Source organism: Streptomyces sp. NPDC050703, assembly GCF_040654435.1.
Taxonomy (GTDB): Bacteria; Actinomycetota; Actinomycetes; order Streptomycetales; family Streptomycetaceae; genus Streptomyces.
This window is the reverse complement of sequence record NZ_JBFAHX010000040.1, coordinates 22,235-45,606: the sequence shown is the minus strand read 5'-3', so window position 1 is coordinate 45,606 and position 23,372 is coordinate 22,235. Positions and strand designations below refer to the sequence as shown.

Sequence of the window (23,372 nt, the reverse complement as noted above, 5' to 3'; positions counted from 1 at the left end):
GGCGCGGACAACGGCCGAGGACGGAGCACCGCCCGCGGACCGAGAAGAGCGGACCGAGAAGAAGGGGCCGAGAAGAAGGGGGACCCGGCGGACCGGTCCGGCGGCCCCGGTTCGGGGGCCCCGCTCGCGAGGGCGGTCACGTGTCCGAGGGCCGGACCGGCGGGCGGCCGGAAGAGCGCGGCCGCTACCGTAAGCGGCACCATGAGTGCTTCTCAGCCCCCTCAGCCCGCCGACGTCCCGACGCTCCTCGTCAAGATCTTCGGCAAGGACCGTCCCGGCCTCACCGCCGGCCTCTTCGACACCCTCGCCGCCTACTCCGTCGACGTGGTCGACATCGAGCAGGTCGTCACCCGCGGCCGCATAGTGCTGTGCGCGCTCGTGACCGAGCCGCCCGCCGGTATGGAGGGGGACCTGCGCGCCACCGTCCACAGCTGGGCGGAGTCGATGAAGATGCAGGCCGAGATCATCTCGGGCATCGGCGACAACCTGCCGCGCGGTCACGGACGCTCGCACGTCACCGTCCTCGGTCACCCCCTGACCTCGGAGTCGACGGCGGCCATCGCCGCCAGCATCACCTCAACGGGCGGCAACATCGACCGCATCTTCCGGCTCGCCAAGTACCCGGTCACCGCCGTGGAGTTCGCGGTGTCCGGAACGGAGACGGAGCCCCTGCGCACCGCCCTCGCCATAGAGGCCGCGAAGCTCGGCGTGGACGTCGCGGTCGTCGCCGCGGGCCTGCACCGCCGTGCGCAGCGCCTGATCGTGATGGACGTCGACTCGACGCTCATCCAGGACGAGGTCATCGAGCTGTTCGCCGCCCACGCCGGGTGCGAGAACGAGGTCGCCGAGGTGACCGCGGCGGCGATGCGCGGCGAGCTCGACTTCGAGCAGTCGCTGCACGCGCGCGTGCGGCTGCTCGCGGGCCTCGACGCGTCGGTCGTCGACAAGGTCCGCTCCGAGGTCAGGCTCACCCCGGGCGCCCGCACCCTCATCCGCACCCTCAAGCGCCTCGGTTACGAGGTGGGGGTCGTCTCCGGCGGCTTCACCCAGGTCACCGACGATCTGAAGGAACGCCTCGGCCTCGACTTCGCCCAGGCCAACACCCTGGAGATCGTCGACGGCAAGCTCACCGGCAGGGTGACCGGGGAGATCGTGGACCGCGCGGGCAAGGCCCGGCTGCTGCGCCGCTTCGCCGCGGAGGCCGGGGTGCCGCTGGAGCAGACCGTCGCGATCGGTGACGGCGCCAACGACCTCGACATGCTGAACGCGGCCGGTCTCGGCGTCGCCTTCAACGCCAAGCCCGTGGTCCGCGAGGCCGCGCACACCGCGGTGAACGTGCCGTTCCTCGACACCGTCCTCTATCTCCTCGGCATCACCCGCGAAGAGGTCGAGGCGGCGGAGACCCACACGGACTCGGACTGACCCCGGCCCCCGACGCGCACGGGCCCCGCGCCACTCGGCGCGGGGCCCTGCTGCGTACGCCAGGAGGGGGTGGGAGGGGCGGCTACTCGGACGGCGCCCAGTAGTCGACGAGGGTGGCGACACCCGGCTCCAGCGCCTTCCAGGAACCGGAGTACGTCAGGACGGCGAAGGTCGCGGTCGGGAAGCCCCGGCGGTTGAGCCGCTGCCGCGCGTCGCCCTCGGCGTCTCCGGCGAGGACGTCGGTCAGTCCCTGCACTCCGGGGTTGTGCCCGACGAGGACGAGGTTCTGCACGTCGTCCGGGGTTTCGTTGAGCACGGCGATCAGCTCGCCGGGAGAGGCTTCGTACAGCCGCTCCTCGTAGACGGTCCTCGGCCGCTGCGGAAGCTCCTGGACGGCGAGCTTCCAGGTCTCGCGGGTGCGGACCGCGGTGGAACAGAGGGCCAGGTCGAAGGCGATGCCGCTGTCGGCCAGCTTGCGTCCGGCGACGGGGGCGTCCCTGCGGCCTCGATCAGCGAGCGGGCGCTCGTGATCGGCCACCTCGGGCCAGTCGGCCTTCGCATGCCGGAAGAGGACAATCCTGCGGGGTTCTGCGACGCTCATGCGTCCCAGCTTCGCATGAAACGCGCCACGGGGCGCGGGTAGTTGGCGGGGTGCCGCGGTGTGGCTGATCCGGTCGGGCGGACCCGGGTCACAGGGCCATGCGCTGCACCGTCTCCTGGACGCGCTCCAGGAGATGGGCCACGACGGGCTGGCTGGAGGCGGCGTGCGCGTCCACCGGGTTCAGTATCAGCAGGAGGAGGGCCGCGAAGGCCGCGGCGGGCAGGGCGATCGCCCACCAGGGGAGCTGGATCTCGACGCCGGACGACCCCGCCGGGTCGCGCCGGGTGTGCGAACGGGCCGACATGCCGCCTCCGTGGTCCTCGGGTCTGCGTGCCGCGTCGTCGCGGGCACACCTCGAAACTAGGCGATCGGCGGTCCTGAACCCATCAGGTGTGCCACCCACTTGACCCTGACACTGGCCCCCTAGGGGATGGGGGTGCTAGCCCCACCATGCCCCGCCGGAGCGCCGCTTCCGCGGCCGGCTCACGGCGAGGCGATGGAGGCGACGATGCCGATGATCACGGTGATGGCCAGCATCGCGCCGAGCACGACGAGCAGCTTCTTCTGGCCGTTCTGGGGGTTCGGGTCAAGGACGGGCATACGGCCAGTCTCGCACCCTTTGCCCCGGGGCCGCCGCCGGGGTCAGGCCTTCGCCGCCCTGGCGGCCACCTCTTCCTCGACCGTGCGGTTGCGGCCCGCGAGCGTACCGACGACGATCTGCGGCACCATCAGGCCCGCCATGAGCGCGATGGGCAGGCCCCAGCCGCCGCTGTGCTGGTAGAGGACGCCGACGAGGAGCGGTCCCGGGATCGAGATCAGGTAGCCGGTGCTCTGCGCGAAGGCCGACAGCTTGGCCACGCCCACGCTGCTCTTGGCCCGCATGCCCACCATGGTGAGGGCGAGCGGGAAGGCGCAGTTGGAGATGCCGAGCAGCAGGGCCCAGGCCCACGCGCCGCCCGCGGGTGCGAGGTAGAGGCCCGCGTATCCGGCGAGGCCGCAGGCGCCGAGGACCATGACGACGGGACCCTGGTTGGTGAGCCGGGTGGCCACGCGCGGGATGACGAACGCCAGCGGCACGCCCATGGCCATCGTGACGGCGAGCAGGACGCCCGCCTCGCCCGCGGGGACACCAGCGTCACGGAAGATCTGCGGCATCCAGCCCATCGTGATGTACGCGGCCGTGGCCTGGAGCCCGAAGAAGACGGCGAGCGCCCAGGCGGTGCGGCTGTGGGTGATGCGCAGTCCGGCGTCCTCCTGGCGGACGGTGGCGCTGACGTGCTCGGGTGCAGCGGAGGCCGTGCCCTTGTCGCGGACGAGCGGTATCCACGGCACGACGGCGACGACGGCGAGCGCCGCCCAGACGGCGAGCCCGGTCTGCCAGCGCCCGCCGAGGGCGTCGGTCATCGGGACCGTCAGGGCCGCGGCGAGGGAGGTGCCGAGCGCGAGCGCCATCGAGTACAGGCCGGTCATCGAGCCGACCCGGTCGGGGAACCAGCGCTTGACGATCACCGGCATCAGGACGTTGCTGACGGCGATGCCCATGAGGGCGAGCGCGGTGGCGGCGAGGAAGCCGGCCGTGCCGCCGACGAAGGGGCGGACGACCAGTCCCGCGGCGATGGCGGCCATGCCGACGCAGACGACCGCGCTGGGCCCGAAGCGCCGGGCGAACCGGGGTGCCATCACGCCGAAGACCGCGAAGCAGAGCGGCGGCACGGAGGTGAGCAGTCCGGCGAGGGTGCCGCTCATGCCGAGGCCGTCGCGCACTTCTTCGAGGAGTGCGCCGAGGCTGGTGATGGCCGGGCGGAGGTTGAGGGCCGCGAGGACGATGCCGACGGTGATGAGGCGCGTCGCCCACGCGCGCGTGGGGGCCTGTTTCGCCTGCCCCGCGGCCGCCGCCGTCCCCGTGCGCTTCACTGTCACTGCCCTTGCCATCGTGTCGGTGTCCTCGGTAGCCATGGGGCCATCATAGAATCATGGGATGATTGGCTGTCCAATCCGATCGCGTCACACTCCGTCCACGGCCCCGGCCGGCACCCCGCGACCGCCGGCACCCGCCTCCTACGAAGGACCGTCATGCCGCTGACCACTCCTCGCCGCTCGGCTCTCTCCGAACAGGTCATCGCCGAGCTGCGCAAGCAGATCTCCTCGGGCGAGTGGCCGGTCGGCTCCCGCATCCCGACGGAGCCCGAGCTGGTCGAGCAGCTGGGCGTGGCCAGGAACACGGTCAGGGAGGCCGTGCGGGCCCTCGCGCACAACGGCATGCTCGACATCCGGCAGGGCTCCGGCACCTTCGTGGTGGCGGCGAGCGAACTCGCGGGGGTGATGCACCGCAGGTTCTCCGACGCCGATCCCCGGCACGTCGCCGAGCTGCGGATCGCACTGGAGTCGAGCGCCGCCGAGCTGGCCGCCCGGCGCCGCACCGACCGCGACCTCCAGCAGCTCGACGCCGCCCTGGTGCGGCGGGAGGAGACGTGGGCGTCGGGGAACGCGGAGGAGTTCGTGTCGGCCGACGCGGCGTTCCACACGGCCGTGGTGGCCGCTTCGCACAACGACGTCATGACGGTCCTCTACGCGGACCTCGGCGAGGTCATGCGCGACTGGCTGCGGGACGACATCGGCGAGGAGCTCGGCCCGGAGTCGCACATGGACCACACCCGTCTTGTCGAGGCGATCCGCTCCGGGGACGCGGAGGCCGCGGGCAGCGAGGCGGCGAGCTACCCGTTCATGTGCCGCCCCGGCCGGCTCACCTCGCGTGGCTGACCCAGGCCGAGCGGACCTCTTTCCAGCACCGCCCAGTCAGCCGCACGGTCTCGGCGGGCCCGGCGGCGACCGGGGCGCCGTCTACGTCGATGTCCCACCACCGGTCGCACTCCACGTGCAGGCGCACGTGGTCGGTCTCGGGGTAGGGGTTGTGGCAGTACGCGACGACGTTGGAGCCGCTGATCCCGGTACGGCACTCCGAGCCGAAGGGCCGCGGCTTCTGCACGCGCGCGTGAGCGGCGTCCCGGCCCGCCCCGTGGCCGTCCGCGGCGAGGGACGCGGCGCCCGAGGGCACGGCGACCAGCAGGGCGAGAGCGGCGAGCACCGCACCGGGGAGACGCACACTCCACCATGCGCGGCGCTCCCCCGCCGCCGCCCGGCCGGTGGTCCGAACGGGTGAGGCCCCGCCCCCGCGACTGCGCGGGTCGGGGCCTCGGCCACGTACGGAGAAGCTGCTCGGAAGCGGCTCAGGCACCCATCATGTGGACGCCGCCGTCGACGTGGATGATCTCGCCGGTGGTCTTCGGGAAGAAGTCCGAGAGCAGGGCGACGACGCCGCGGCCCGCGGGCTCCGGGTCGGACATGTCCCAGTTCAGCGGGGAACGGCTGTTCCAGACGTCCGCCAGCTCGCCGAAGCCCGGGATGGACTTGGCGGCCATGGAGCCGAGCGGACCCGCGGAGATCAGGTTGCAGCGGACGTTCTCCTTGCCCAGGTCGCGGGCGAGGTAGCGGCTGGTGGCCTCCAGGGCGGCCTTGGCCGGGCCCATCCAGTCGTACTTCGGCCAGGCGTACTGCGCGTCGAAGGTGAGGCCGACGACCGAGGCGCCGTCCTCGAAGAGCGGGCGGCAGGCCATCGTGAGCGACTTCAGGGAGAACGCCGAGACGTGCATGGCCGTCGAGACGTCCTCGAAGGAGGCCTCCAGGAAGTTGAAGGCACCCTGCGGCGCGAAGCCGATGGAGTGCACGATGCCGTCGAGGCCGCCGAGCTCCTCCTTCACGACGCCCGCGAGGCGGTCCAGGTGCTCCTGGTTGGTCACGTCGAGCTCGATGACCTTGGCGGGCTCGGGCAGCTTCTTGGCGATGCGCTCGGTGAGCGTGGGCCGCGGGAAGGCGGTCAGGATGACCTCGGCACCCTGCTCCTGGGCGACCTTGGCCGCGTGGAAGGCGATGGACGCCTCCGTCAGCACGCCGGTGACGAGGATGCGCTTGCCGTCGAGAATTCCGCTCATGGTGATCAGTGACCCATGCCCAATCCGCCGTCAACGGGGATGACGGCTCCAGTGATGTACGAGGCGTCGTCGGACGCGAGGAACTTCACCGCGGCGGCGATCTCCTCGGGCTGCGCGTAACGGCCGAGCGGCACCTGGGCGACGATGCCCTTGCGCTGCTCCTCCGTGAGCACCTTGGTCATGTCGGTGTCGACAAAACCGGGCGCGACGACGTTGAAGGTGAGGTTGCGCGATCCGAGCTCGCGGGCGAGCGAACGCGCGAAACCGACCAGACCCGCCTTGGAGGCGGCGTAGTTGGCCTGTCCGGGGCCGCCCATCAGGCCCACCACGGAGGAGATCAGGACGACGCGGCCCTTCCTCGCCCGCAGCATGCCGCGGTTGGCGCGCTTGACGACGCGGAAGGTGCCGGTGAGGTTGGTGTCGAGGACGGACGTGAAGTCCTCCTCGGTCATGCGCATCAGGAGCTGGTCCCTGGTGATGCCCGCGTTGGCGACCAGGACCTCGACGTTCCCGTGCTTGTCCTCGATCTCCTTGTAGGCCTGCTCCACCTGCTCGGGGTCGGTGATGTCGCACCTGACGGCGAGGACCCCGGCGTCGGTGAGTTCCTTCGGCGGCTCACCCGAGCGGAAGGTGATCGCGACCTTGTCGCCGGCGTCGGCGAAAGCGCGGGCGATGGCGAGGCCGATGCCCCGGTTTCCTCCGGTGACGAGAACCGAGCGGCTCAACGGATCACCCTTTCGATAGCGGTCTGGTACCTCGGAAACCTATCGGTACCTCCCGCGATACAGAGAATCGGCGACCGACAGTGGCGCAATGCCGCTCCTGTGGGGTTCCTACAGTCGGACCGACCCGGCGCAGCGAATCGGTCCGTCACATCTGGTGCGCAAGCGGACAGCCGTTCGGCGCAGGGGTTAGTACGCCGTTCCGGGCGCGTGCGCTGCCAGCCCGGCGTCCCGGGCCGCGTCGAGCATCCGCTTGTCGTATGTGATCAGCGAATCGAGAGCCTCTCCGATGACCAGGGCACTCGCCACGTGGAGGGCATCGAGCGACCGGAGGGTCGCCGGAACCCGGGTGGCCAGGTCCCGGACCTCCTCTGTGAGGAGAATCTCCGTGACCATACGATCCAGGTCGGCCAGGGCATTCGGGAAAGACCCGACCCTGTCCAGTTGCCGCACCGTCTCCACCACCCCGACAGTGCTGGTGGCCATGGGAAGTCCCGACCGTGCAGAGAGGAAGTCACGCAGCTCGTGGGCGCCCGCACGCCCAGTGAGCAGTGTCAACAGCGCCGAGGAGTCCATGTAGATCAACGGTCGTTCTCCTCGCGCTCCGAAAGGAGAAGTTCGACCGGATCGGGAGACCCGGCAGGCAGGCAATAGCTCGGAAGGCGGTCGAGATCCGCCGTCGTGGTCGCCTTCAGGCGGATCTTCCCCTGCGCCACAAGGTCGGAGTAGCGGGCGACCGGCCCCGCGCCGGGCAGCAGTATGGCGATGACCTTGCCGTGGCGCGTGACCTGCACCGCTTCGCCCTTCTCGACGCGGGCGAACACGGCGCTGGGGTTGTACGAGAACTCACGGACGGAGATGGCGCTCATGGCGTCCCCCTCGTTTGTGCCTACATAGCAATCACTGTAACCACAAAGGAGGGGTCCGCGTTACGGCCGGAGAATCCCTGACCCGCTTGGCCGCTACTCGCCGTCTTTCTCCTCCTCCATACCATCGAGGAGTCGCCGGGCAAGTATGGCGAGCGTCTCCCCCTCCTGTGTGGCCCAGCGGGCGGTGCCCTGGTTCGAAACGGGACGCCCTTCCCATTCGGCCAGCTCCCACATCCGTGCGATGAGACCGCTGGGTGAGTACGCGGCACCGTCGGCGGCCCAGATAATCGGACGCGTCCGGTTGGTGTTGGTCCACTTCGCGAGTGCCCGGCGCGGGTTCGCGGCGAGCCACTCGGCCAGCGCCTCCTTTTCCGGCTGGAGGTACAGGGCCAGGTGAAGGGGCGCGCCCTCATTCAAGGCACCACTGTTGACGATCACATGCACCGCATTCGGCCTGCGGCGCTTACGCGGCTTGTTGTCCTGTCGCCGGTACTTCGCGGCGGCATCCCCGGGGCCGCCCCCTTCGTCGAGGGACGCCAGGACCGCGGTCACGAGATCGGCCGCCTGCCCGGAGTCGGCGCACACACGCTGGAGACTCGACCTGGTGCCCACCTCGTCGTCCAGAACCTGCACGAGTACCGGGACGACGCGCTTGACGAGTTCGGGTACGTGCGCCACCGCCTCGGCGGCCCATGTCAGTGACTGGTCCGGCTCCCCCATGCCGGCGTCCTGAGCGAGCAGCTGCCGGAACACCAGGTGGGTGAGGAGGAACGTACCGTCGTCGATGACGGCAGCCGCGCGGCCCTCGTACTGTTCGCGCTCCGTACGCAGCGCCGTCCGCACCGCCCGCAGGACGTTCACAGCGTTCCAGGTCTCGTACACGCTGGGCACCGAGCGGAACAGGGGATCGTAGATACCACTGCCGCCCCGTTCCCACAGCACGTCGGTGGAACCGGACGCTACGAGCCGGGCCGCGAACCGGCTGCCGGTGTGAGCGCAGGCGAGCGCGCACGCGGCTTCCACAACGGAGCAGCCCTCGTCGTCCTGCGGTTCGAGTTCGCTGCGGCGCACGCTGTACACAAGACCGAGCTCGGCGCGGAACTCGGCCATGAGCTCCGCCTGGACGGGGTCAAGGGCAATGCGGTCGCGTTCGGTGATGTGATTCTGCCGGTTGGTGGCCTGGGTGGTGCGGTTAGCGAACTCGGCGTCGCCGCCGGTGACGATAAAACGAACGGTGACCTGGGCGAGTTCGGCGTCTTCTGCCTGCTGGGCCGCATCGATGACGGAGCGTACGGTCTGTGCACCATTCACCACGCTGGCGCCGTGGGCCGTGAGGCGGACGGGGTGACGCTCCGGAAACTTCTGTGACGCGGGCACAGCGTCCACGGAGTCGCACAGGACCGTGACGCCGTTGTTGAAGTACCAGAAGTGGGACGGTTCGTCGGTGAGGGTGTCCACCAGTTCCTTGTTGATCGGGGTCAGCCCCAGCGGGTTGCGGATGTTGCGGGCGAACAGCTCGTTACCGTGCTCGGCCCAGCTCGCGATCTCCTCCGCCTGCACGATCCCCTCATAGGAGAGGTAGGGCGAGGGCACACTGAACCAGGGGCGCAGCGTCACTTCCAGGGTGACGGGTTCGCTTCGCTGATCCTCACGGATGAGCGCGTAGATCTCGGGGGCGTGCAGGAATTTGTGGTCGACGTAGTCTCCGTGAGAGTTGAACTCACTCTCGCCGTTCTTGATGGCCTGTCGTACGCCCGGTGCGGGCGGCTCGGTTCCCATGAGAACGATCACCTGCGTGATCCGGGTCGCCTTCGCGCCGATGAGTTCGTGTGCCCGCTTGGCGAGTATCTGGCCGCGCGGGTTGAACTGCGCGGCCTCTCCGGAGTCGATGAGGGTCAATCCCGCGAAGAGCTTCTGCACTGCGGTCTCGTCGGCCTTGGCCGTCCCGTTCGGACTCCACTTGGCCTGCACGAGGTAGATGTGTGCCGTCGCCTCGTCGATGGCGATGGCGTCGATCCCTTGGTCTTGGCCGCCGTCGATGACGCAGTCAGCCGCCTGCTCGGGGTCCCACCCTGTCATCATCCGCACGGCATGCGCGGCCAGCGCCCGGGAGCGGAAGGCGGGCGTGGTCTGCTCCGGCGGCCGATTGCCGAAGTCGCTCATATCGATGAGGTCGGTGTACGTCTCGTCGAAGGCACGTGCCGTCTGGCGGACCTGGGTGGGGACGTCGGGCTGCTGGGGAATGGCGTTCATGGTCTTCCTGTCCGGCTGTCTACAAGCGGCGAAGGGATGGCACGGAAACCTCAGCTGAAGGAATCCCTCACCGCCTGGAAACTCCTCTGCGCGTCACCGAGGTGATCCACGATCGACTGAGCAATATCGCGCGGATTGCCGAAGTCGTCCGGTGCGCTGGCGAGATCGGCCTTCAGGTCGAGCTTGGCCCCAGGGCTGGCCAGTATCTGACGAACGGCGTCAGCGTCGTAGCGCTTGAAGCGTCGCGATTCCGTACGACCGGAGAAACGTTCCTCCCCGGGCCGGTACGCCTCAAGAAACTCCGCGAAGTCGTCCTCGGTGAGCGGGCTTTCGGTGTCCGTATGGTGACGGTCACGGAGGTCGTAGACCCACAGCTCATCGGTGGCCGGCTCGCCTGTCGGGCGCGGGACGGACTTGGTGAAGAAGAGCACGTTCGACTTGGAGCCGGTGTCGTGGAACATGCCGGTCGGCAGCCGCAGCAGGGTATGCACGTTGCAGCTTTTCAGCAGCACCCTGCGGATGGTGGCTGCCGCACCCCTATGGAACAGCACACCATCGGGGACAAAAACGGCCGCTCTTGCCCCCTGAGGCAGGGTGATGGCCAGATGCTGGAGGAAGTTGGCCGGGAGGGCGGCGTTCTGCGCCCAGAAGTCGTTTCGCTGCTCGGTATCCGCCTCGACATCGCTCCTGAACGGCGGATTGCAGATGGCGACGGTGGGGGGCACGTCCCGCTCATGTCTGCGGACCGCGTACTCCCTCTCCTTGAGCGAGTCGGCACGCAGGATCGGTGGCACGTCGTGGAACTGGCGCCCGGTGTTGAGGAGCACGTTCATCGTCGCCAGACGACACATCTGTACGTCGATGTCGGCACCCGCGATGGCGGCGGCGTCTACGCGATCCTCGTGTGCTGCCATCTCACGGTGAGCGGCGATCAGGCTGGACCCGACCCCCACGGCAGCATCGATCACCCGATCCTGCGGGGTGAGAGCGAGCGCCTTGGCTATGACGGTGAGCAGGTGGGGCGGGGTGAGGAACTGGCCCGTATTCCGCTTCGCTCCGACGAGGACGTCGCGGCAGTCGGCAATCAACAAGGAGAAGGCCGCGCCGAGTTCTTTTCGACTCACGTCCGACCACCTGTACGGGTCGAACTCTTCGATGATCAGCCGTCCGAGTTCCGCCATCTTGTCCACGGGCCAGGGGCGGGAGTCCTGGAAAACGACGCTTGCGATGGCCCGGCGGGGATCCTGCGGGTTTGGCCTGCCGAGTTCGATCATCAGCCCGGTGAGGGCGCGGTGCAAGTCCTCACCGCTGGCCAATGCCAGGTGCGACCAGCTGCCCGCCGGGGCGATCGGCTGAGTTGCGAACAGCCCCTTCCGCTGCGCCCGTTCATGGTCAAGCTTCAGGAAGAGCAGGTACGCGATATGCTCGGTGAACTCCACTCGCGACAGCGCCTTGGTGCTGGTCTTCTGCTCGTAGAACCGCTTCCAGCGCCCATGGATCGTCTCCGCGGTCCAGCGCGCCTCCGGCCCTCTCACTCCGATGCTGTGGCTTTCCGTCGCCATGCCCCACCCGTTCTCGAACGTCCCGGTCCGAGTGGATACGCCGACGGGCCACTCCCTGGTTCCGACACAGCGCCGGAACCAGTGGCGAAGGGCTCCGAGAACACATCAGACCGGCCGACCGGGCCGTAGGCGATCAACTCCCCTCCATGGTAGGCGCTAGCTCAAACTCCAGCGCTACAAGGTGGCTTCCCAGCGGCAACTGCCCCTTCAGGACCCGGACTCCCGCTCAGCCGGAATCCGGCAGCGAACCTGCTTGCCGACAGGCGTTCCCGCGACCCGCCACCCCGGGGCGAGCAGATCGACCAGCGGCAGCCCACGCCCCGACTCCGCCTCGGGGTCGTCCAGCCGTACGCCCCCGCGTACGGGCTGCGCCAGGCGGTACGGGTCGTGCAGCCTCACCCTGACGCCCCGCTCCGCGCCGCCGCCGAACCCCTGCGGCCGTTCGACTGCCACTTCAGCGACGAGTGGTACGAAGTCACCGCAGGCGCGGACCGCGTTCCCGAACAGCTCGGACATCACCAACTGCACGGCGTGTGACTGCCCTTCGTCGATTCCGCAGTCAGCGAGCGTCTTGCCGACGAGGGCGCGGATGGCGCGGAGGTGATTAGGGGTGGCGGAGAGATGGAGAACGAAGCTGTTGGGGGTGGGGGTGTGGTACCAGCCGAGGGAGTGGGGCATGGGGGACTCCTATGTCGGAGGCGAACTCTCGTCGCCTTGGTGTGACTTGAGCCTGGCCTCTGCCCCTTCTTCATCGCAACCTTTCAACCCCAATGGGTGACAGTTTCGATTTCCTCGCCCCGTCGACGTGGCATGAATGGCAACATGTCGGCATGCCGAACGCCCCCTTGGCCCCCACCGTCAGACGTCGCCGCCTTGGAGGAGCACTGCGCAGGCTCCGCAATGAGGCCGGTCTCAGCCTGGACCGCGCCGCCTCCGCGATGGCGTGGCAGAGCCCGAAGATGTCGAAGATCGAGAATGCCGTACAGGCGATCCGCCCTGCCGACCTGGACAAGCTGCTCACTGTGTATGGAGTAGACGACAGCGAGGTCCGCAGCGTCTTGGAACAGCTGAGGAACGACGCCGCGAAGAAGGGCTGGTGGCAGGCATACTCGCAGGTCGTCAGCCCTCTTTATGCCGACTACATCTCACTGGAGACGGACGCCGAAGTAGTGTGCTCCTGGTCACCCCTCCTGATCCCGGGACTACTGCAGAGCGCCGCCTATGCCCGGGAGACGATCGCCGGCATCACCACCACCCGAAGCGCCGAAGAGGTCACCGCGCTTGCGGAGGTGCGCATGGCTCGCCAATCCGTGCTCAGCCGACCTGGCGCCCCTCTGGAGTTTTGGGCGATCATTCACGAGGCAGCCCTGCGCCTGAGATTCGCGAGTCGGCCCGGCACCATGCATGAGCAGCTACGCCGACTACGCGAGACCGCAGAACTTCCCAACGTGGCGGTGCAGTTGATGCCCCTCACTGCAACCCCTCATCCAGGGCTTGAGGGCGGCTTCTCTCTCACCAAGTTCCGGGCACCGCTACCGAGCGTCGTCCTCTTGGAGAACCCGGGCGGAGCCACGTACGTTGAAGGCGAAGACGCGGTCCCCTTCGAGCGGGCGTACGAGCGCATCCGCGCCACCGCCCTGCCCGTCGAGGACTCGCTCGTACGCATCGCCGAGCTGGAAGAAGGCTTCCGGAAGTGACCGACCGCAAGACTGAGCTGTACGAACAAGAGCTCCATGACACCGTCTGGCGCAAGGCAACAGCCAGCGGAGCCGAGAACGACTGCGTCGAGGTCGCCGAGCTGCCGCACGGCGCGCGGGCCGTACGTGACTCGAAGAACCCGGAGCGGGAACCGCTGCGGTTCACCGCTTCGGAGTGGGCCGCGTTCCGGGCAGGTGTGATCGCGGGCGAGCTGTGAGCTCGTAGAGGAGGAAACGGAGCGGGCCGGTGGTTCCTGAAGAACCACCGGCCCGTTAGCTGTGTCTACTTGTCGTCAGCCGACGGCTGCGCGTCCCTTTTCAGGGCTCGGGCCACAGCCGTGAACTCGGCCAGTGCCACTTCGAGTTCGCCGACGATCTCCTGAGCGATCACGTCCGGCGACACGTACTTCGTGGTCGTGGCTGAGTTAGACCTAAGCACCGAGAGGTCGAGGTTGACCTTGTCGCGGGCGATCAGCCTGTCGTAGTCGTACGCCTGAAAGCGGTCACTCGGAGTGCGCTTGGTGAAGTCCGTGCCGCCGGAGTGGTACGCGGCGACGAAGTCATCGAGGTGCTGGCGGCCCAGCTGACGCTGCTTGAGCGTGAAGCGCTGGTCCGTGCGGAAGTCGTAGACCCAGAGCTTGCGGGTGCCAGGGCGGCCTCCGGTGCGCTGACCCGTCTTGTCGAAGAACAGGATATTGGCCTTGACGCCGTTGGCGTAGAAGATGCCGGTGGGCAGCCGCAGGAGGGTGTGGACGTCGCAGAGGTTGAGGAGGTTCTTACGGACGGTCTCCCCCGCGCCGCCCTCGAAGAGAACGTTGTCGGGGAGGACGAGGGCGGCTCTGCCATTGGTGTTCAGCAGGTTATAGATGTGCTGGACGAAGTTGAGCTGCTTGTTGGTGGTCTGTGCCCAGAAGTCGGTGCGGGAGGTGTAAGACTCGCCCGTCACCGAGCCGACACCGAAGGGCGGGTTGGCGAGCACGATGTCGTAGTGTCGCTTCGGGGGGCGGGCCAGAGAGTCCTGAATGGTGATAAGCGGCTTCGCCCCGGAACTTCCGATGCCGTGCAGCAGCATGTTCATCAGGGCGAGGCGACCGGTATCGCGGACGAGTTCGTAACCGGTGATCGCGCCGGTCTGGAGGGCACGGCCCTTGTCGCCGTACAGCTCGTCCTCGTAGTTCTGGAGAAGGTGGGCGTGCGCCGCGATGAGGAAGCCGCCGGTACCACAGGCCGGGTCAGTGATGGTCTCGCCGGGCTTCGGCTGGACGCAGTCGACCATGGCGTCGACGAGCGGGCGGGGCGTAAAGTACTGCCCCGCACCGGTCTTGCGGTCCTCGGCGCCACGCTGGAGGAGGCCTTCATAGGCATCGCCCTTGAGATCCTGGTTCTCGGTGGTCCAGGTGTAAGGGTCGATCAGGTCCTTGATCAGGCGTTCGAGGACGGCCGGCTCATGGATCTTGTTCTGCGCCTTGGTGAAGACCTCGCCGAGCATCGTGCCACCGCGCTGACCGAGGTCCTTAAGGATGAACTCGTAATGGTCGAGCAGCGCTTCGGCGGACCGGGTGGTCAAGCTCTTCCAGTCCCGGCCTTCGGGGACCAAAGGCCGTTCGGAAGCGTTGCGCCTGAAGAGAGCCGGGCGGTTGGCACGCTCGTCGGCCATCTTCAGGAAGAGGAGATACGTGAGCTGCTCAACGTAGTCGAGGGTGGAGACGCCAGAGTGCCGGAGCAGTTCACAGTACGACCAGAGCCGGTTGACGAGGGTGGAGGTCGAGACTGGGGCGGTGGGGGCACCCTTGGTCTTGGCCTCGGCTGTGCGGGGCGCAGGGGTTGCGCCGGGTGCCGAAGAAGCCACCGCCTCAGTGGAATCCGCAGAGGTCGGCTGCTCAGTGCTGCTGCTCATGATGGTGCTCACAGAGGGAGTGCTTCTTGGATGCCGGAGGAAACCGGTCGGCCAGGGGCCGGGGGGTCAGCCGCGAGTGTTGTACGGGGCGCACGCTTAGGCCTGACCGGCTTCACGTCGGCGGCGTGCTGAGCGCGGATCCGTTCGAGGAGCTCTGAGGCGGGCTCATCGTCGGGGTCTTGGGGAACAAGGGCACCTGTGAAGGCGGCATGGAGGAGGGCGCTACGCAGGTTTCTGCCTTGCTCGTACACCTCCCGGGTCACCTGCTGAGCGGCCTCTGTCTCTGCCAAACGACTTTCGATCGCCTTGACCAAGTCGGCCTGCACGGTTTTCGGCGGAACGGGAACAGGGAGTAGCTTGATCTTTCGAAGACTAATGGAAGCAAGGTTTACGGTTTGCTTTCCATTACGGTCACACCAGCTCTTACCGAATGCGTTCGCATGCCAGGCAAGCAACCGAGGATTCAGAACGTTTCCCATTACGCGCGCACGGAATACATGATTTTGGTGAATGCAGTTCTCGATCTGCCCTTCCCAAACCCATCCACGGCCTAGCTTATCTCGATCTCCACCTTCATTGAGAAGAACATCCCCAACTTTAAGGCGCAGTGATTCAGCTTTTTTCAGAGGGACTCGGATACTCTCGACTCGATCGAGTACAATACGCCCACGCTGAACATTAGCAACCCGAAGGTATGGAACCTCGACATATTTAGGGTCACTTTGCTTCTTGCTATCTTTAGTGACTCCCCCGACCACATCGGCAATCTCCCCGAGACGCGCCCATCGCCATCCGCTCGGGAGATCGGGAAGCGTTCCGTCATCGGCATCTGCGGATGCGAGCAGAGCGGGGAAACGCTCAATTTCATCAAGGCCCCCGCACGCACCATCCCCTGTGATCTGGCACCTTAGGACTTCGGAGCCAGCCAGGGCGGCTCGGACCGCCACCTCCCCCGCCTCAATATGTGCCAGCTGTTCACCCAGCTTGGCAACGATGCGGTGCTGCTCGGCGAGGGGCGGGACGGGAATCTCCAGCTCAGCCAGATACGGGCGCGGCACGCGACGCTGACCCACCGCGCCCGTCATGTGCTGCTCCGCCACCCGGCGAACGTGCCGTTGCAGCAAAAAGTGCATCAAGTATTCCGGGAGAACGGCTCCGCGGCTCCGTAGTACATGGAACTCGGTACTTCCCAGGGCTCGCCCGCCAGCCAACCCCTGCGCCTTCGCGATCTTTCCGTTCTCCATGCAGGGGGTGATTTTTGCGAACAACACGTCGTTCTCTTGGAACCTGGTCAGCGACTTCTTCTTGAAATCGCCATACCGCACCTGAACCGACGCGTCCATCCGTCCTGTCGCTGCCTCAACAGCAGCCATGGGCACCTTGGAAATCAGCTCGTCGTCGCCGGGCTCCTTGTCGAATCCCCGGGGGTTCACATGGCACAGCTCACCGATAGTCGCCCACGTCCACCCCACAGGCAGCTCCCCCGCGACATCCCCCCCGGCACCCGAACCCTCCGGTCCCACACCCGAGTCGGTCGTCACGCGCTCAGCTCCCTGTCCAGTTCAGTGATGAGGTACTCCGCCCGCGTCCCCCCGAATTCGGCGAGGAAGCCGTCCGTGCCGTTGCGCGAGGTGAAAGGGGCGTAATCGAGGTCAGCGGTGTCGAAGCGTACACGCTCAGCCGTCGCTGCGGCGATGCGGTCGAGCCACCAGCGCTGACGTTCGGTGAAGCGGGTGCCCATCTGTTCCTGGCGGGCGATCCAGGCCTGATAGCGCTCGCGCACGAGCTCCTCGTACGGGCGCGGAGCCGGGGCACCCCGCTCGGCGCCGCCCGCGAGTTCGTAGCGGAGGAGGGCCAGGAGATCGGAGGCTGTGCGCTTACGACGGGCCTCGTCGATGACCGCCTCGCCGAGCTTCTCGTATGCCTTCCAGAGTCTGTCCGGTGTCCAGGCGCGCGGCGGGCGGGCGATGCTGCGGGCCACATCCTGGAGCATGTTCATGGCGGCCCTCGGCGGTACGTCGGAGCCGGCGCTGAACGCCAGTGACATAGCCACAATCTCGTCGCGGTTGTCCGCGATGTACTTGCGCCAGTCGCGGACCGTCTCCGTCGCCGCGTTCCTGTCGTCGACGACCGCGCCCGCGCGGAGCAATTCGTCCGCGCCGTTCTCGTCGTAAAGGATGTCCTTCGCACGCCGCATTTCCAGCAGACGGGCGCGTAGTGGCGGCTGGGCGGCGAGCGGCTGAATGGCCTGCTCGATGAAGTCGCGCACCGCGCGCTCCGGGTTGCGGCCCGCGCGCTCGGCGGCCTCCCGGACTGCGAGCTGACGGTCCGCCGAGACGGCGTCGACCATCCCGTGAACGATCTTCGTCAGCTCCAGTCCGCCGCTCAGACGGTGGATCTCGGAGCGCTCCTCGTCCGTCATCTGGATGTCGAGTTTGGCGAGGCGGGCCGCGAGGGTGGAGACCTCTTCCTCCTCGATGGTGTTCGCGGCAGTCTTGCGAAGCAGCTTCTCCAGGCTGATCTGCTTGTCGGTGTGCCGTTCCAGCGGCGCCGCGTCGACCTTCGGCTTCTTCGTCACTCCGACTGCGTCGACGATCACGAAGCGGGTTTTAGGGCCGACGCCCGGAGTGACCTTTTCGAAGTCTGTCAAGGTCAAGGTCCGGGCACCGCGGCCCTTCATCTGCTCGAAATACGCCCAGCTCTTGACGTCCCTCAAGAACAGCAGGCATTCCAGTGGCTTGACGTCCGTGCCTGTGGCGATCATGTCGACGGTGACCGCGATACGCAGTTCCGGCAGGTTACGGAAGGATGAGAGGCGCTCGGCGGCATTACGTGCCGCACTGGTAATTTTCGCGCAGAAGTCGTTTCCTTTGCCGAAGACATCGCGGATGACCTCGACGATTTCTTCCGCGTGGTTGTCGTTCTTGGCGAAGACCAGCGTCTTGGGAATGTACATCTCGTCCCACAGCAGGGCACCTGTGACCGGGTCGCGCTTTCCCCGCTCAGGGAAAATCTCGGTGAAGAGTCGGTCGCGGAAAGTCTGGACGACCGTACGCAACTGATCCTTGCTGATGACCCCGACACCGACCTGCTTGGCGCCGTACTCGATGTCCTCGTCGATGTCCTCATAACGCTGGCGGCGCGTGCGGCGGTCGCGTACGGGAATGGTGCCGTGCGCGATGACGCCGCCCTCGGCGGTTATTCGCGTCTCGATCTCGTAGACGGAGAAGTCGACGTTGACGCGGTCGGCCACCGCCTCCTGGTAGGAGTATTCACTGACCAGGTTGCCGTTGAAGTAGCCGAAGGTCTGAGCGACGGGGGTAGCGGTGAGGCCGACGATGGGAGCGTCGAAGTATTCGAGGACGGAGCGCCACTTACCGTAAATGGAACGGTGGCACTCGTCGACGACGATCAGGTCGAAGGCCTCCGGAGGGATGTCCGCGTTGTAGCCGACTTCGATACCGCCCGGCACATCGACGTCGTAGTCGATGTCTCCGTCCGCCCGTTCGGTACCTGGCAGGCTCGCGCCTGTGAGTTCCATGTAGAGGCGCTGGACGGTGGAAATGACGACCTTGGAGGAGGCGAACATGCCCTCCGGGCCAAGACGCTGGACGTTGTAGAGGTCGGCAAACTTGCGGTCGGTGTCCGGAGTCTTGAAATTCTCGAACTCGGCGAAGGCCTGCACGCCAAGGTTGTTGCGGTCGACGAGGAACAGCACGCGCTCGGCACGCGCGTGCTTGAGCATCCGGTATGAGAACGTCACCGCCGTAAACGTCTTGCCCGCACCGGTGGCCATCTGGACGAGGGAACGGGACTGGCCCATCCCCTGCTGGCCCCTGCCGAGAGCCACCGAGTTCTCGACGCCGCGTACCGCCGCGATCTGTGCCGGGCGCAGTGGGCGTTCGTCGAGTTCGGGCATGCGCCAGCGCAGTCGGGCCCGGTAGCTGGGGGCCTGCTCGTCCTCCTCCGCCTGGCGGACCCAGCGGGCCAGTGTGCGTGGCTGGTGAAAGGAGAAGATGCGGCGAGTACGGGAATCCGGGTCGAGGGTCGACCGGAAGCGGGTCTCGCCGCCGTCACTCACGTACCGGAACGGAAGCGGGGTACGCCAGGCGTTGTGGCGCTGCTGGGCATCGGCGGGATGATCGGCGTAACGGTCGGCCTGTGCCTCGGCGGCAGACAGGTCGGCGCCTTCTCGCTTGGCTTCGATGACACCGACGAGCTTACGGTCGACGTAGAGGGCGTAGTCGGCGCGGCCCCGGGCGGTAGTGACCTCACGGACGGCAACACCGTTCCCCCGGCGGTCGCCCAGGACGTGGAGGTTGAGGTCCGCGCCGCCGTCCTGGACGTCCCAGCCCGCCGCCGCGAGCATCGCGTCGAGCCGCTTGCGGACCTGCACTTCGGTGAGGGGTTCACGGGAAGCCTGCTCGGCGTTGTCGAGGAGGCGGGCGCGCTCCGCGACGGCAGCTGACGCGGCGGCCCGGTCAGTGGTATCGGCACGCCTGCGGCCGATCTGCGTGGCCTCGGCGGCAGCCTGGAACTCCTTGAGCTGATTCTGCATGGCCGCGACCGCACGGGCCAATTCTTCGCGCTCGGCCTGCGCCTGGGCCAGCTCACGCTCGACGGCACTCCGGGCGGCCTGCTCGGCCTGGGCCTGGGATGCCTGATCGCGATAGCTGACACGGGCCTCTTCCAGATCCTTACGGGCCCGGGCAACGTCCTGAAGCAGGCGCTCGTTCTCAGCAGCCGGGGTACGGTCAGGGCTGGGCGGCACGAACGACAGCTGGTCGCGCGAGCCGGTGAGCAGCCGGTGGTACCAGGTCCCCAGGCGGAAGCAGGTGCGCAAGGCGCGGAAGGCGTCGTCAGCGGTGTCGAGTCCTGAATGGGCCGCGTCATTGCCCAGAGTGCGCACCTCGTGGAAGGCGGTGCCCACATCGCCGTGGAGATACCCCTCCCTGTCCAACGCCCTCAGCCGGTCGAAGTGAGTGCTGCCCTCCATTCGGACCCGGCCCCGGCTGACCAGGTCGGCTGCCATAGCCTCCCCGAACTGACGGGATTTGATCAGTGACGTGTTCGGGTCGCTGAAGACATGGCTCTCGGCAGCGGTTCCGTACGCGACGAGCAGCGGAAGGTGCGGCAGCAGGAACCCGAAGTTGCGGGACCTCCTGGCCAGGCGTACGAGTCGGGGGTCTGATGCCTGGGACGCCCCTGCGCTGCTCATGGGGTGATACCGCCTTTCCGATAGCACGAAGGCCGACGCTGCTCGTGCAGCGTGATCGCCTGTCGAGCCTAACCGGCAGTCTGCCTTCCTGACTGTTCTTCAGCCCCACAGCTCCGCCCGGCATGCGCCTGGCTTCCTGCACCATCGAATAGCCCCGCCGCCGATCCTCTCGGCAACATGGTTCACTCGCCCGGACCGCGCCATGACCGAAGGGGAGGCCGCCCATGGCCCATGACATCGATCAATCGTTCCTCGCGCTACCGCTGCGGGCTCTCGCCGACGCCGCGCTGGCCCGCGCGCGGGCGCTCGGCGCCGACCACGCGGACTTCCGCCTGGAGCGGGTGCGCAGCGCCTCCTGGCAGCTGCGCGACGCCAGGCCGTCCGGTACCTCCGACTCGACGGACCTCGGATACGCGGTCCGGGTGGTGCACGGCGGCACCTGGGGGTTCGCCTCCGGTGTCGACATGACGATGGACGCGGCGGCGAGGGTCGCCTCGCGGGCCGTGGCCATGGCGAAGCTGTCCGCGCAGGTCATCAGGGCGGCCGGGTCGGACGAGCGTGTGGAGCTCGCGGACGAGCCCGTGCACGCCGACAAGACCTGGGTCTCCTCGTACGAGATCGACCCCTTCTCGGTGCCGGACGAGGAGAAGGCGGGGCTCCTCGCCGACTGGAGCGCGCGGCTGCTCGCCGCCGACGGGGTCGCGCACGTCGACGCCTCGCTGCTCACCGTGCATGAGAACAAGTTCTACGCGGACACCGCGGGCACCGTGACCACGCAGCAGCGCGTCAGGCTGCACCCGCAGCTCACCGCCGTCGCCGTCGACGGGTCCAGCGGTGAGTTCGACTCGATGCGCACCCTGGCACCGCCGGTCGGGCGGGGCTGGGAGTACCTCACGGGGACCGGCTGGGACTGGCAGGGCGAGCTGGAGCGCATCCCCGAGCAATTGGCGGAAAAAATGCGGGCGCCCAGCGTCCGTGCGGGCTCCTACGACCTCGTCGTGGACCCCTCCAACCTCTGGCTGACGATCCACGAGTCCATCGGCCACGCCACCGAGCTGGACCGGGCACTCGGCTACGAGGCGGCGTACGCGGGCACGTCGTTCGCCACCTTCGACCAGCTCGGCAAGCTCGCCTACGGCTCGTCGCTGATGAACGTGACGGGCGACCGGACGGCCGAGCACGGCCTCGCGACCATCGGGTACGACGACGAGGGCGTCGCCGGGCAGTCCTGGGACCTGGTCAGGGACGGCACCCTGGTCGGCTACCAGCTCGACCGGCGCATCGCGCGGCTCACCGGCTTCGAGCGGTCCAACGGCTGCGCGTACGCCGACTCCCCCGGCCATGTCCCGGTGCAGCGCATGGCGAACGTGTCGCTCCAGCCGGACCCGGGCGGGCTCTCGACGGAGGACCTGATCGCGGGCGTCGACCGCGGCATCTATGTGGTCGGCGACCGGTCGTGGTCCATCGACATGCAGAGGTACAACTTTCAATTTACCGGGCAGCGCTTCTACAAGATCGAGAACGGGCGGCTCGCCGGCCAGCTCCGCGACGTCGCCTACCAGGCGACGACCACCGACTTCTGGGGCTCGATGGCCGCGGTCGGCGGACCGCGGACGTACGTCCTTGGTGGCGCCTTCAACTGCGGCAAGGCCCAGCCCGGTCAGGTCGCCGCGGTGTCGCACGGCTGCCCGTCCGCCCTGTTCCGGGGCGTGAACATTCTGAACACCACGCAGGAGGCCGGCCGATGAGCCGCAGCGCCACCAAGCCGCACGAGATCGTCGAGCGCGCGCTCGAACTGTCCACCGCCGACGGCTGCGTCGTGATCGCCGACGAGGAGTCGACGGCGAACCTGCGCTGGGCGGGCAACGCGCTGACCACCAACGGCGTCACGCGCGGGCGCACCCTCACCGTCATCGCGACCGTCGACGGCAAGGAGGGCACCGCCTCCGGCGTCGTCTCGCGCTCGGCCGTCACGGCCGACGACCTGGAGCCGCTGGTCAGGGCCGCCGAGGAGGCCGCGCGCGGGGCGGGCCCCGCCGAGGACGCACAGCCGCTCGTGACCGGCGTCGCCCCCTCCCCCGACTTCACGGAGGCCCCGGCCGAGACCTCCTCCGCGGTCTTCGCGGACTTCGCCCCGGCGCTCGGCGAGGCCTTCGCGCGGGCCCGCGCGGGCGGGCGCGAGCTGTACGGCTTCGCGAACCACGAGTACGTGTCGAGCTATCTCGGTACGTCGACGGGGCTGCGGCTGCGGCACGACCAGCCCACCGGCACCCTGGAGCTGAACGCCAAGTCGCCGGACCGCACCAAGTCGGCGTGGGCGGGGCGGGCCACCCGTGACTTCAAGGACGTCGACCCGGCGGCGCTCGACGCGGAGCTCGCGCAGCGCCTCGGCTGGGCCCGGCGCCGCGTGGACCTGCCCGCCGGGCGGTACGAGACGCTGCTGCCGCCGACCGCCGTGGCCGACCTGCTCATCTACCAGTTCTGGTCGTCGTCGGCGCGGGACGCCGCCGAGGGCCGCACGGTCTTCTCCAAGCCCGGGGGCGCCACGCGCCTGGGCGAGCGCGTCGCCGGGCTGCCGCTCACGCTGCGCAGCGACCCGCACGAGCCGGGCCTGGAGTCGGCGCCGTTCGTCCTGGCGCACTCCTCGGGCGGCGACTCCTCCGTGTTCGACAACGGGCTGCCGCTCGGCCCCACGGAGTGGGTCCGCGGCGGTGACCTCGCGCACCTGGTCACCAGCAGGCACAGCGCGGGCCTGACCGGGCTGCCGGTGACGCCGGCCGTCGACAACCTCGTCCTGGACGGGGGCGGCGACCGCTCCCTGGACGAGATGGTCGCGGCCACCGAGCGCGGACTGCTGCTGACCTGCCTCTGGTACATCCGGGAGGTGGACCCCGCAACCCTGCTCCTGACGGGGCTGACGCGCGACGGCGTCTATCTCGTCGAGAACGGCGAGGTCGTGGGCGAGGTGAACAACTTCCGCTTCAACGAGTCGCCGGTCGACCTGCTCGGCAGGGCCTCGGAGGCGGGCCGTACGGAGAGGACGCTGCCCCGCGAATGGGGCGACTACTTCACCCGCGCCGCCATGCCCGCGCTGCGCGTCCCCGATTTCAATATGAGTTCGGTCAGCCAGGGCGTATAACCT

General features: G+C 68.1%; 21 protein-coding genes. 6 read left to right on the top strand and 15 right to left on the bottom strand.

Going from position 1 to position 23,372, the window contains the following annotated elements; genetic code table 11:
* Positions 1–201: 201 nt before the first annotated feature.
* Positions 202–1,422 (top strand): phosphoserine phosphatase SerB, encoded by a 1,221-nt coding sequence (gene serB / locus AB0I16_RS28795; protein WP_363252526.1) that lies wholly within the window; start codon positions 202–204, stop codon positions 1,420–1,422.
* Positions 1,423–1,504: 82 nt separating this feature from the next.
* Here serB and AB0I16_RS28790 read toward each other — a convergent pair whose 3' ends face one another.
* The 4 genes from AB0I16_RS28790 to AB0I16_RS28775 all read right to left on the bottom strand — a co-directional run bounded on the left by AB0I16_RS28790 (position 1,505) and on the right by AB0I16_RS28775 (position 3,979).
* Complete coding sequence (locus AB0I16_RS28790) at positions 1,505–2,023, bottom strand: histidine phosphatase family protein (RefSeq protein WP_363252525.1); 519 nt, start codon at positions 2,021–2,023, stop codon at positions 1,505–1,507.
* 88 nt (positions 2,024–2,111) lie between these two features.
* The gene (locus tag AB0I16_RS28785; protein ID WP_363252524.1) at positions 2,112–2,327 is read right to left on the bottom strand and encodes a hypothetical protein; all 216 of its coding nucleotides are present in this window, start codon (positions 2,325–2,327) and stop codon (positions 2,112–2,114) included.
* A 179-nt stretch (positions 2,328–2,506) separates the two neighbouring features.
* A complete protein-coding gene (locus AB0I16_RS28780; RefSeq protein ID WP_103557516.1) occupies positions 2,507–2,623 on the bottom strand; it encodes an SGM_5486 family transporter-associated protein in 117 nt (38 codons plus the stop codon).
* Between the two features lie 42 nt (positions 2,624–2,665).
* The gene (locus tag AB0I16_RS28775) at positions 2,666–3,979 is read right to left on the bottom strand and encodes an MFS transporter (RefSeq protein WP_363252522.1); all 1,314 of its coding nucleotides are present in this window, start codon (positions 3,977–3,979) and stop codon (positions 2,666–2,668) included.
* 117 nt (positions 3,980–4,096) lie between these two features.
* Between AB0I16_RS28775 and AB0I16_RS28770 the strand changes: the two genes are divergently transcribed.
* A complete protein-coding gene (locus AB0I16_RS28770; protein WP_363252521.1) occupies positions 4,097–4,783 on the top strand; it encodes a FadR/GntR family transcriptional regulator in 687 nt (228 codons plus the stop codon).
* On the opposite strand, the gene AB0I16_RS28765 is transcribed toward AB0I16_RS28770, so the two are convergent.
* The 8 genes from AB0I16_RS28765 to AB0I16_RS28730 all read right to left on the bottom strand — a co-directional run bounded on the left by AB0I16_RS28765 (position 4,767) and on the right by AB0I16_RS28730 (position 12,096).
* On the bottom strand, positions 4,767–5,126 hold the full coding sequence (locus tag AB0I16_RS28765; RefSeq protein ID WP_363252520.1) for a hypothetical protein: 360 nt from the start codon (positions 5,124–5,126) through the stop codon (positions 4,767–4,769). The two genes, AB0I16_RS28770 and AB0I16_RS28765, sit on opposite strands and share 17 nt — an antisense overlap.
* Before the next feature lie 124 nt (positions 5,127–5,250).
* A complete protein-coding gene (fabI, locus tag AB0I16_RS28760) occupies positions 5,251–6,012 on the bottom strand; it encodes an enoyl-ACP reductase FabI (protein ID WP_363252519.1) in 762 nt (253 codons plus the stop codon).
* Positions 6,013–6,017: 5 nt separating this feature from the next.
* Positions 6,018–6,737, bottom strand: a complete 720-nt coding sequence (gene fabG / locus AB0I16_RS28755; protein ID WP_363252518.1) for a 3-oxoacyl-[acyl-carrier-protein] reductase — start codon at positions 6,735–6,737, stop codon at positions 6,018–6,020.
* A gap of 186 nt (positions 6,738–6,923) precedes the next feature.
* Positions 6,924–7,310: a PIN domain-containing protein gene (locus AB0I16_RS28750; RefSeq protein WP_363252545.1), complete on the bottom strand. Its 387-nt coding sequence runs from the start codon at positions 7,308–7,310 to the stop codon at positions 6,924–6,926.
* Positions 7,311–7,315: 5 nt separating this feature from the next.
* Positions 7,316–7,603, bottom strand: a complete 288-nt coding sequence (locus AB0I16_RS28745; RefSeq protein WP_363252517.1) for a hypothetical protein — start codon at positions 7,601–7,603, stop codon at positions 7,316–7,318.
* Between the two features lie 93 nt (positions 7,604–7,696).
* Positions 7,697–9,856 carry an AIPR family protein gene (locus AB0I16_RS28740; protein WP_363252516.1) on the bottom strand — a complete coding sequence of 720 codons (2,160 nt, stop codon included), beginning with the start codon at positions 9,854–9,856 and terminating at the stop codon, positions 7,697–7,699.
* 50 nt (positions 9,857–9,906) lie between these two features.
* A complete protein-coding gene (locus tag AB0I16_RS28735) occupies positions 9,907–11,418 on the bottom strand; it encodes an N-6 DNA methylase (protein ID WP_363252515.1) in 1,512 nt (503 codons plus the stop codon).
* Between the two features lie 207 nt (positions 11,419–11,625).
* The gene (locus AB0I16_RS28730) at positions 11,626–12,096 is read right to left on the bottom strand and encodes an ATP-binding protein (protein ID WP_363252514.1); all 471 of its coding nucleotides are present in this window, start codon (positions 12,094–12,096) and stop codon (positions 11,626–11,628) included.
* A 92-nt stretch (positions 12,097–12,188) separates the two neighbouring features.
* Here AB0I16_RS28730 and AB0I16_RS28725 point away from each other — a divergent pair, with 92 nt between their 5' ends.
* Together AB0I16_RS28725 and AB0I16_RS28720 are read left to right on the top strand one after the other, a co-directional pair.
* Complete coding sequence (locus tag AB0I16_RS28725; protein WP_363252513.1) at positions 12,189–13,115, top strand: helix-turn-helix transcriptional regulator; 927 nt, start codon at positions 12,189–12,191, stop codon at positions 13,113–13,115.
* Complete coding sequence (locus AB0I16_RS28720) at positions 13,112–13,333, top strand: DUF397 domain-containing protein (protein ID WP_363252512.1); 222 nt, start codon at positions 13,112–13,114, stop codon at positions 13,331–13,333. The genes AB0I16_RS28725 and AB0I16_RS28720 overlap by 4 nt, the downstream gene beginning before the upstream one ends.
* 65 nt (positions 13,334–13,398) lie before the next feature.
* Here AB0I16_RS28720 and AB0I16_RS28715 read toward each other — a convergent pair whose 3' ends face one another.
* Genes AB0I16_RS28715 through AB0I16_RS28705 form a run of 3 tightly spaced genes read right to left on the bottom strand, consistent with a single transcriptional unit; the run spans position 13,399 to position 20,230 of the window.
* A complete protein-coding gene (locus AB0I16_RS28715) occupies positions 13,399–15,024 on the bottom strand; it encodes a class I SAM-dependent DNA methyltransferase (RefSeq protein WP_363252511.1) in 1,626 nt (541 codons plus the stop codon).
* Positions 15,021–16,553, bottom strand: a complete 1,533-nt coding sequence (locus AB0I16_RS28710) for a restriction endonuclease subunit S (RefSeq protein ID WP_363252510.1) — start codon at positions 16,551–16,553, stop codon at positions 15,021–15,023. Before AB0I16_RS28710 ends, AB0I16_RS28715 begins: the two co-directional genes overlap by 4 nt.
* A complete protein-coding gene (locus tag AB0I16_RS28705; protein WP_363252509.1) occupies positions 16,550–20,230 on the bottom strand; it encodes a DEAD/DEAH box helicase family protein in 3,681 nt (1,226 codons plus the stop codon). The genes AB0I16_RS28710 and AB0I16_RS28705 overlap by 4 nt, the downstream gene beginning before the upstream one ends.
* 224 nt (positions 20,231–20,454) lie before the next feature.
* Here AB0I16_RS28705 and AB0I16_RS28700 point away from each other — a divergent pair, with 224 nt between their 5' ends.
* Positions 20,455–21,978, top strand: coding sequence for a TldD/PmbA family protein (locus tag AB0I16_RS28700; protein ID WP_363252508.1), 1,524 nt, complete (start codon positions 20,455–20,457; stop codon positions 21,976–21,978).
* A complete protein-coding gene (locus tag AB0I16_RS28695; protein ID WP_363252507.1) occupies positions 21,975–23,369 on the top strand; it encodes a TldD/PmbA family protein in 1,395 nt (464 codons plus the stop codon). Before AB0I16_RS28700 ends, AB0I16_RS28695 begins: the two co-directional genes overlap by 4 nt.
* Positions 23,370–23,372: the final 3 nt, after the last annotated feature.

Coding starts and splice junctions, on each gene's coding strand:
- AB0I16_RS28730 (WP_363252514.1), bottom strand. CDS start 12,096: ATGCCCCACTCCCTCGGCTGGTACCACACCCCCACCCCCAACAGCTTC.
- AB0I16_RS28705 (WP_363252509.1), bottom strand. CDS start 20,230: ATGAGCAGCGCAGGGGCGTCCCAGGCATCAGACCCCCGACTCGTACGC.
- AB0I16_RS28770 (WP_363252521.1), top strand. CDS start 4,097: ATGCCGCTGACCACTCCTCGCCGCTCGGCTCTCTCCGAACAGGTCATC.
- AB0I16_RS28750 (WP_363252545.1), bottom strand. CDS start 7,310: ATGGACTCCTCGGCGCTGTTGACACTGCTCACTGGGCGTGCGGGCGCC.
- AB0I16_RS28740 (WP_363252516.1), bottom strand. CDS start 9,856: ATGAACGCCATTCCCCAGCAGCCCGACGTCCCCACCCAGGTCCGCCAG.
- AB0I16_RS28700 (WP_363252508.1), top strand. CDS start 20,455: ATGGCCCATGACATCGATCAATCGTTCCTCGCGCTACCGCTGCGGGCT.
- fabI (WP_363252519.1), bottom strand. CDS start 6,012: ATGAGCGGAATTCTCGACGGCAAGCGCATCCTCGTCACCGGCGTGCTG.
- serB (WP_363252526.1), top strand. CDS start 202: ATGAGTGCTTCTCAGCCCCCTCAGCCCGCCGACGTCCCGACGCTCCTC.
- AB0I16_RS28775 (WP_363252522.1), bottom strand. CDS start 3,979: ATGGCTACCGAGGACACCGACACGATGGCAAGGGCAGTGACAGTGAAG.
- AB0I16_RS28745 (WP_363252517.1), bottom strand. CDS start 7,603: ATGAGCGCCATCTCCGTCCGTGAGTTCTCGTACAACCCCAGCGCCGTG.
- AB0I16_RS28735 (WP_363252515.1), bottom strand. CDS start 11,418: ATGGCGACGGAAAGCCACAGCATCGGAGTGAGAGGGCCGGAGGCGCGC.
- AB0I16_RS28785 (WP_363252524.1), bottom strand. CDS start 2,327: ATGTCGGCCCGTTCGCACACCCGGCGCGACCCGGCGGGGTCGTCCGGC.
- AB0I16_RS28780 (WP_103557516.1), bottom strand. CDS start 2,623: ATGCCCGTCCTTGACCCGAACCCCCAGAACGGCCAGAAGAAGCTGCTC.
- AB0I16_RS28790 (WP_363252525.1), bottom strand. CDS start 2,023: ATGAGCGTCGCAGAACCCCGCAGGATTGTCCTCTTCCGGCATGCGAAG.
- AB0I16_RS28695 (WP_363252507.1), top strand. CDS start 21,975: ATGAGCCGCAGCGCCACCAAGCCGCACGAGATCGTCGAGCGCGCGCTC.
- AB0I16_RS28725 (WP_363252513.1), top strand. CDS start 12,189: ATGGGTGACAGTTTCGATTTCCTCGCCCCGTCGACGTGGCATGAATGG.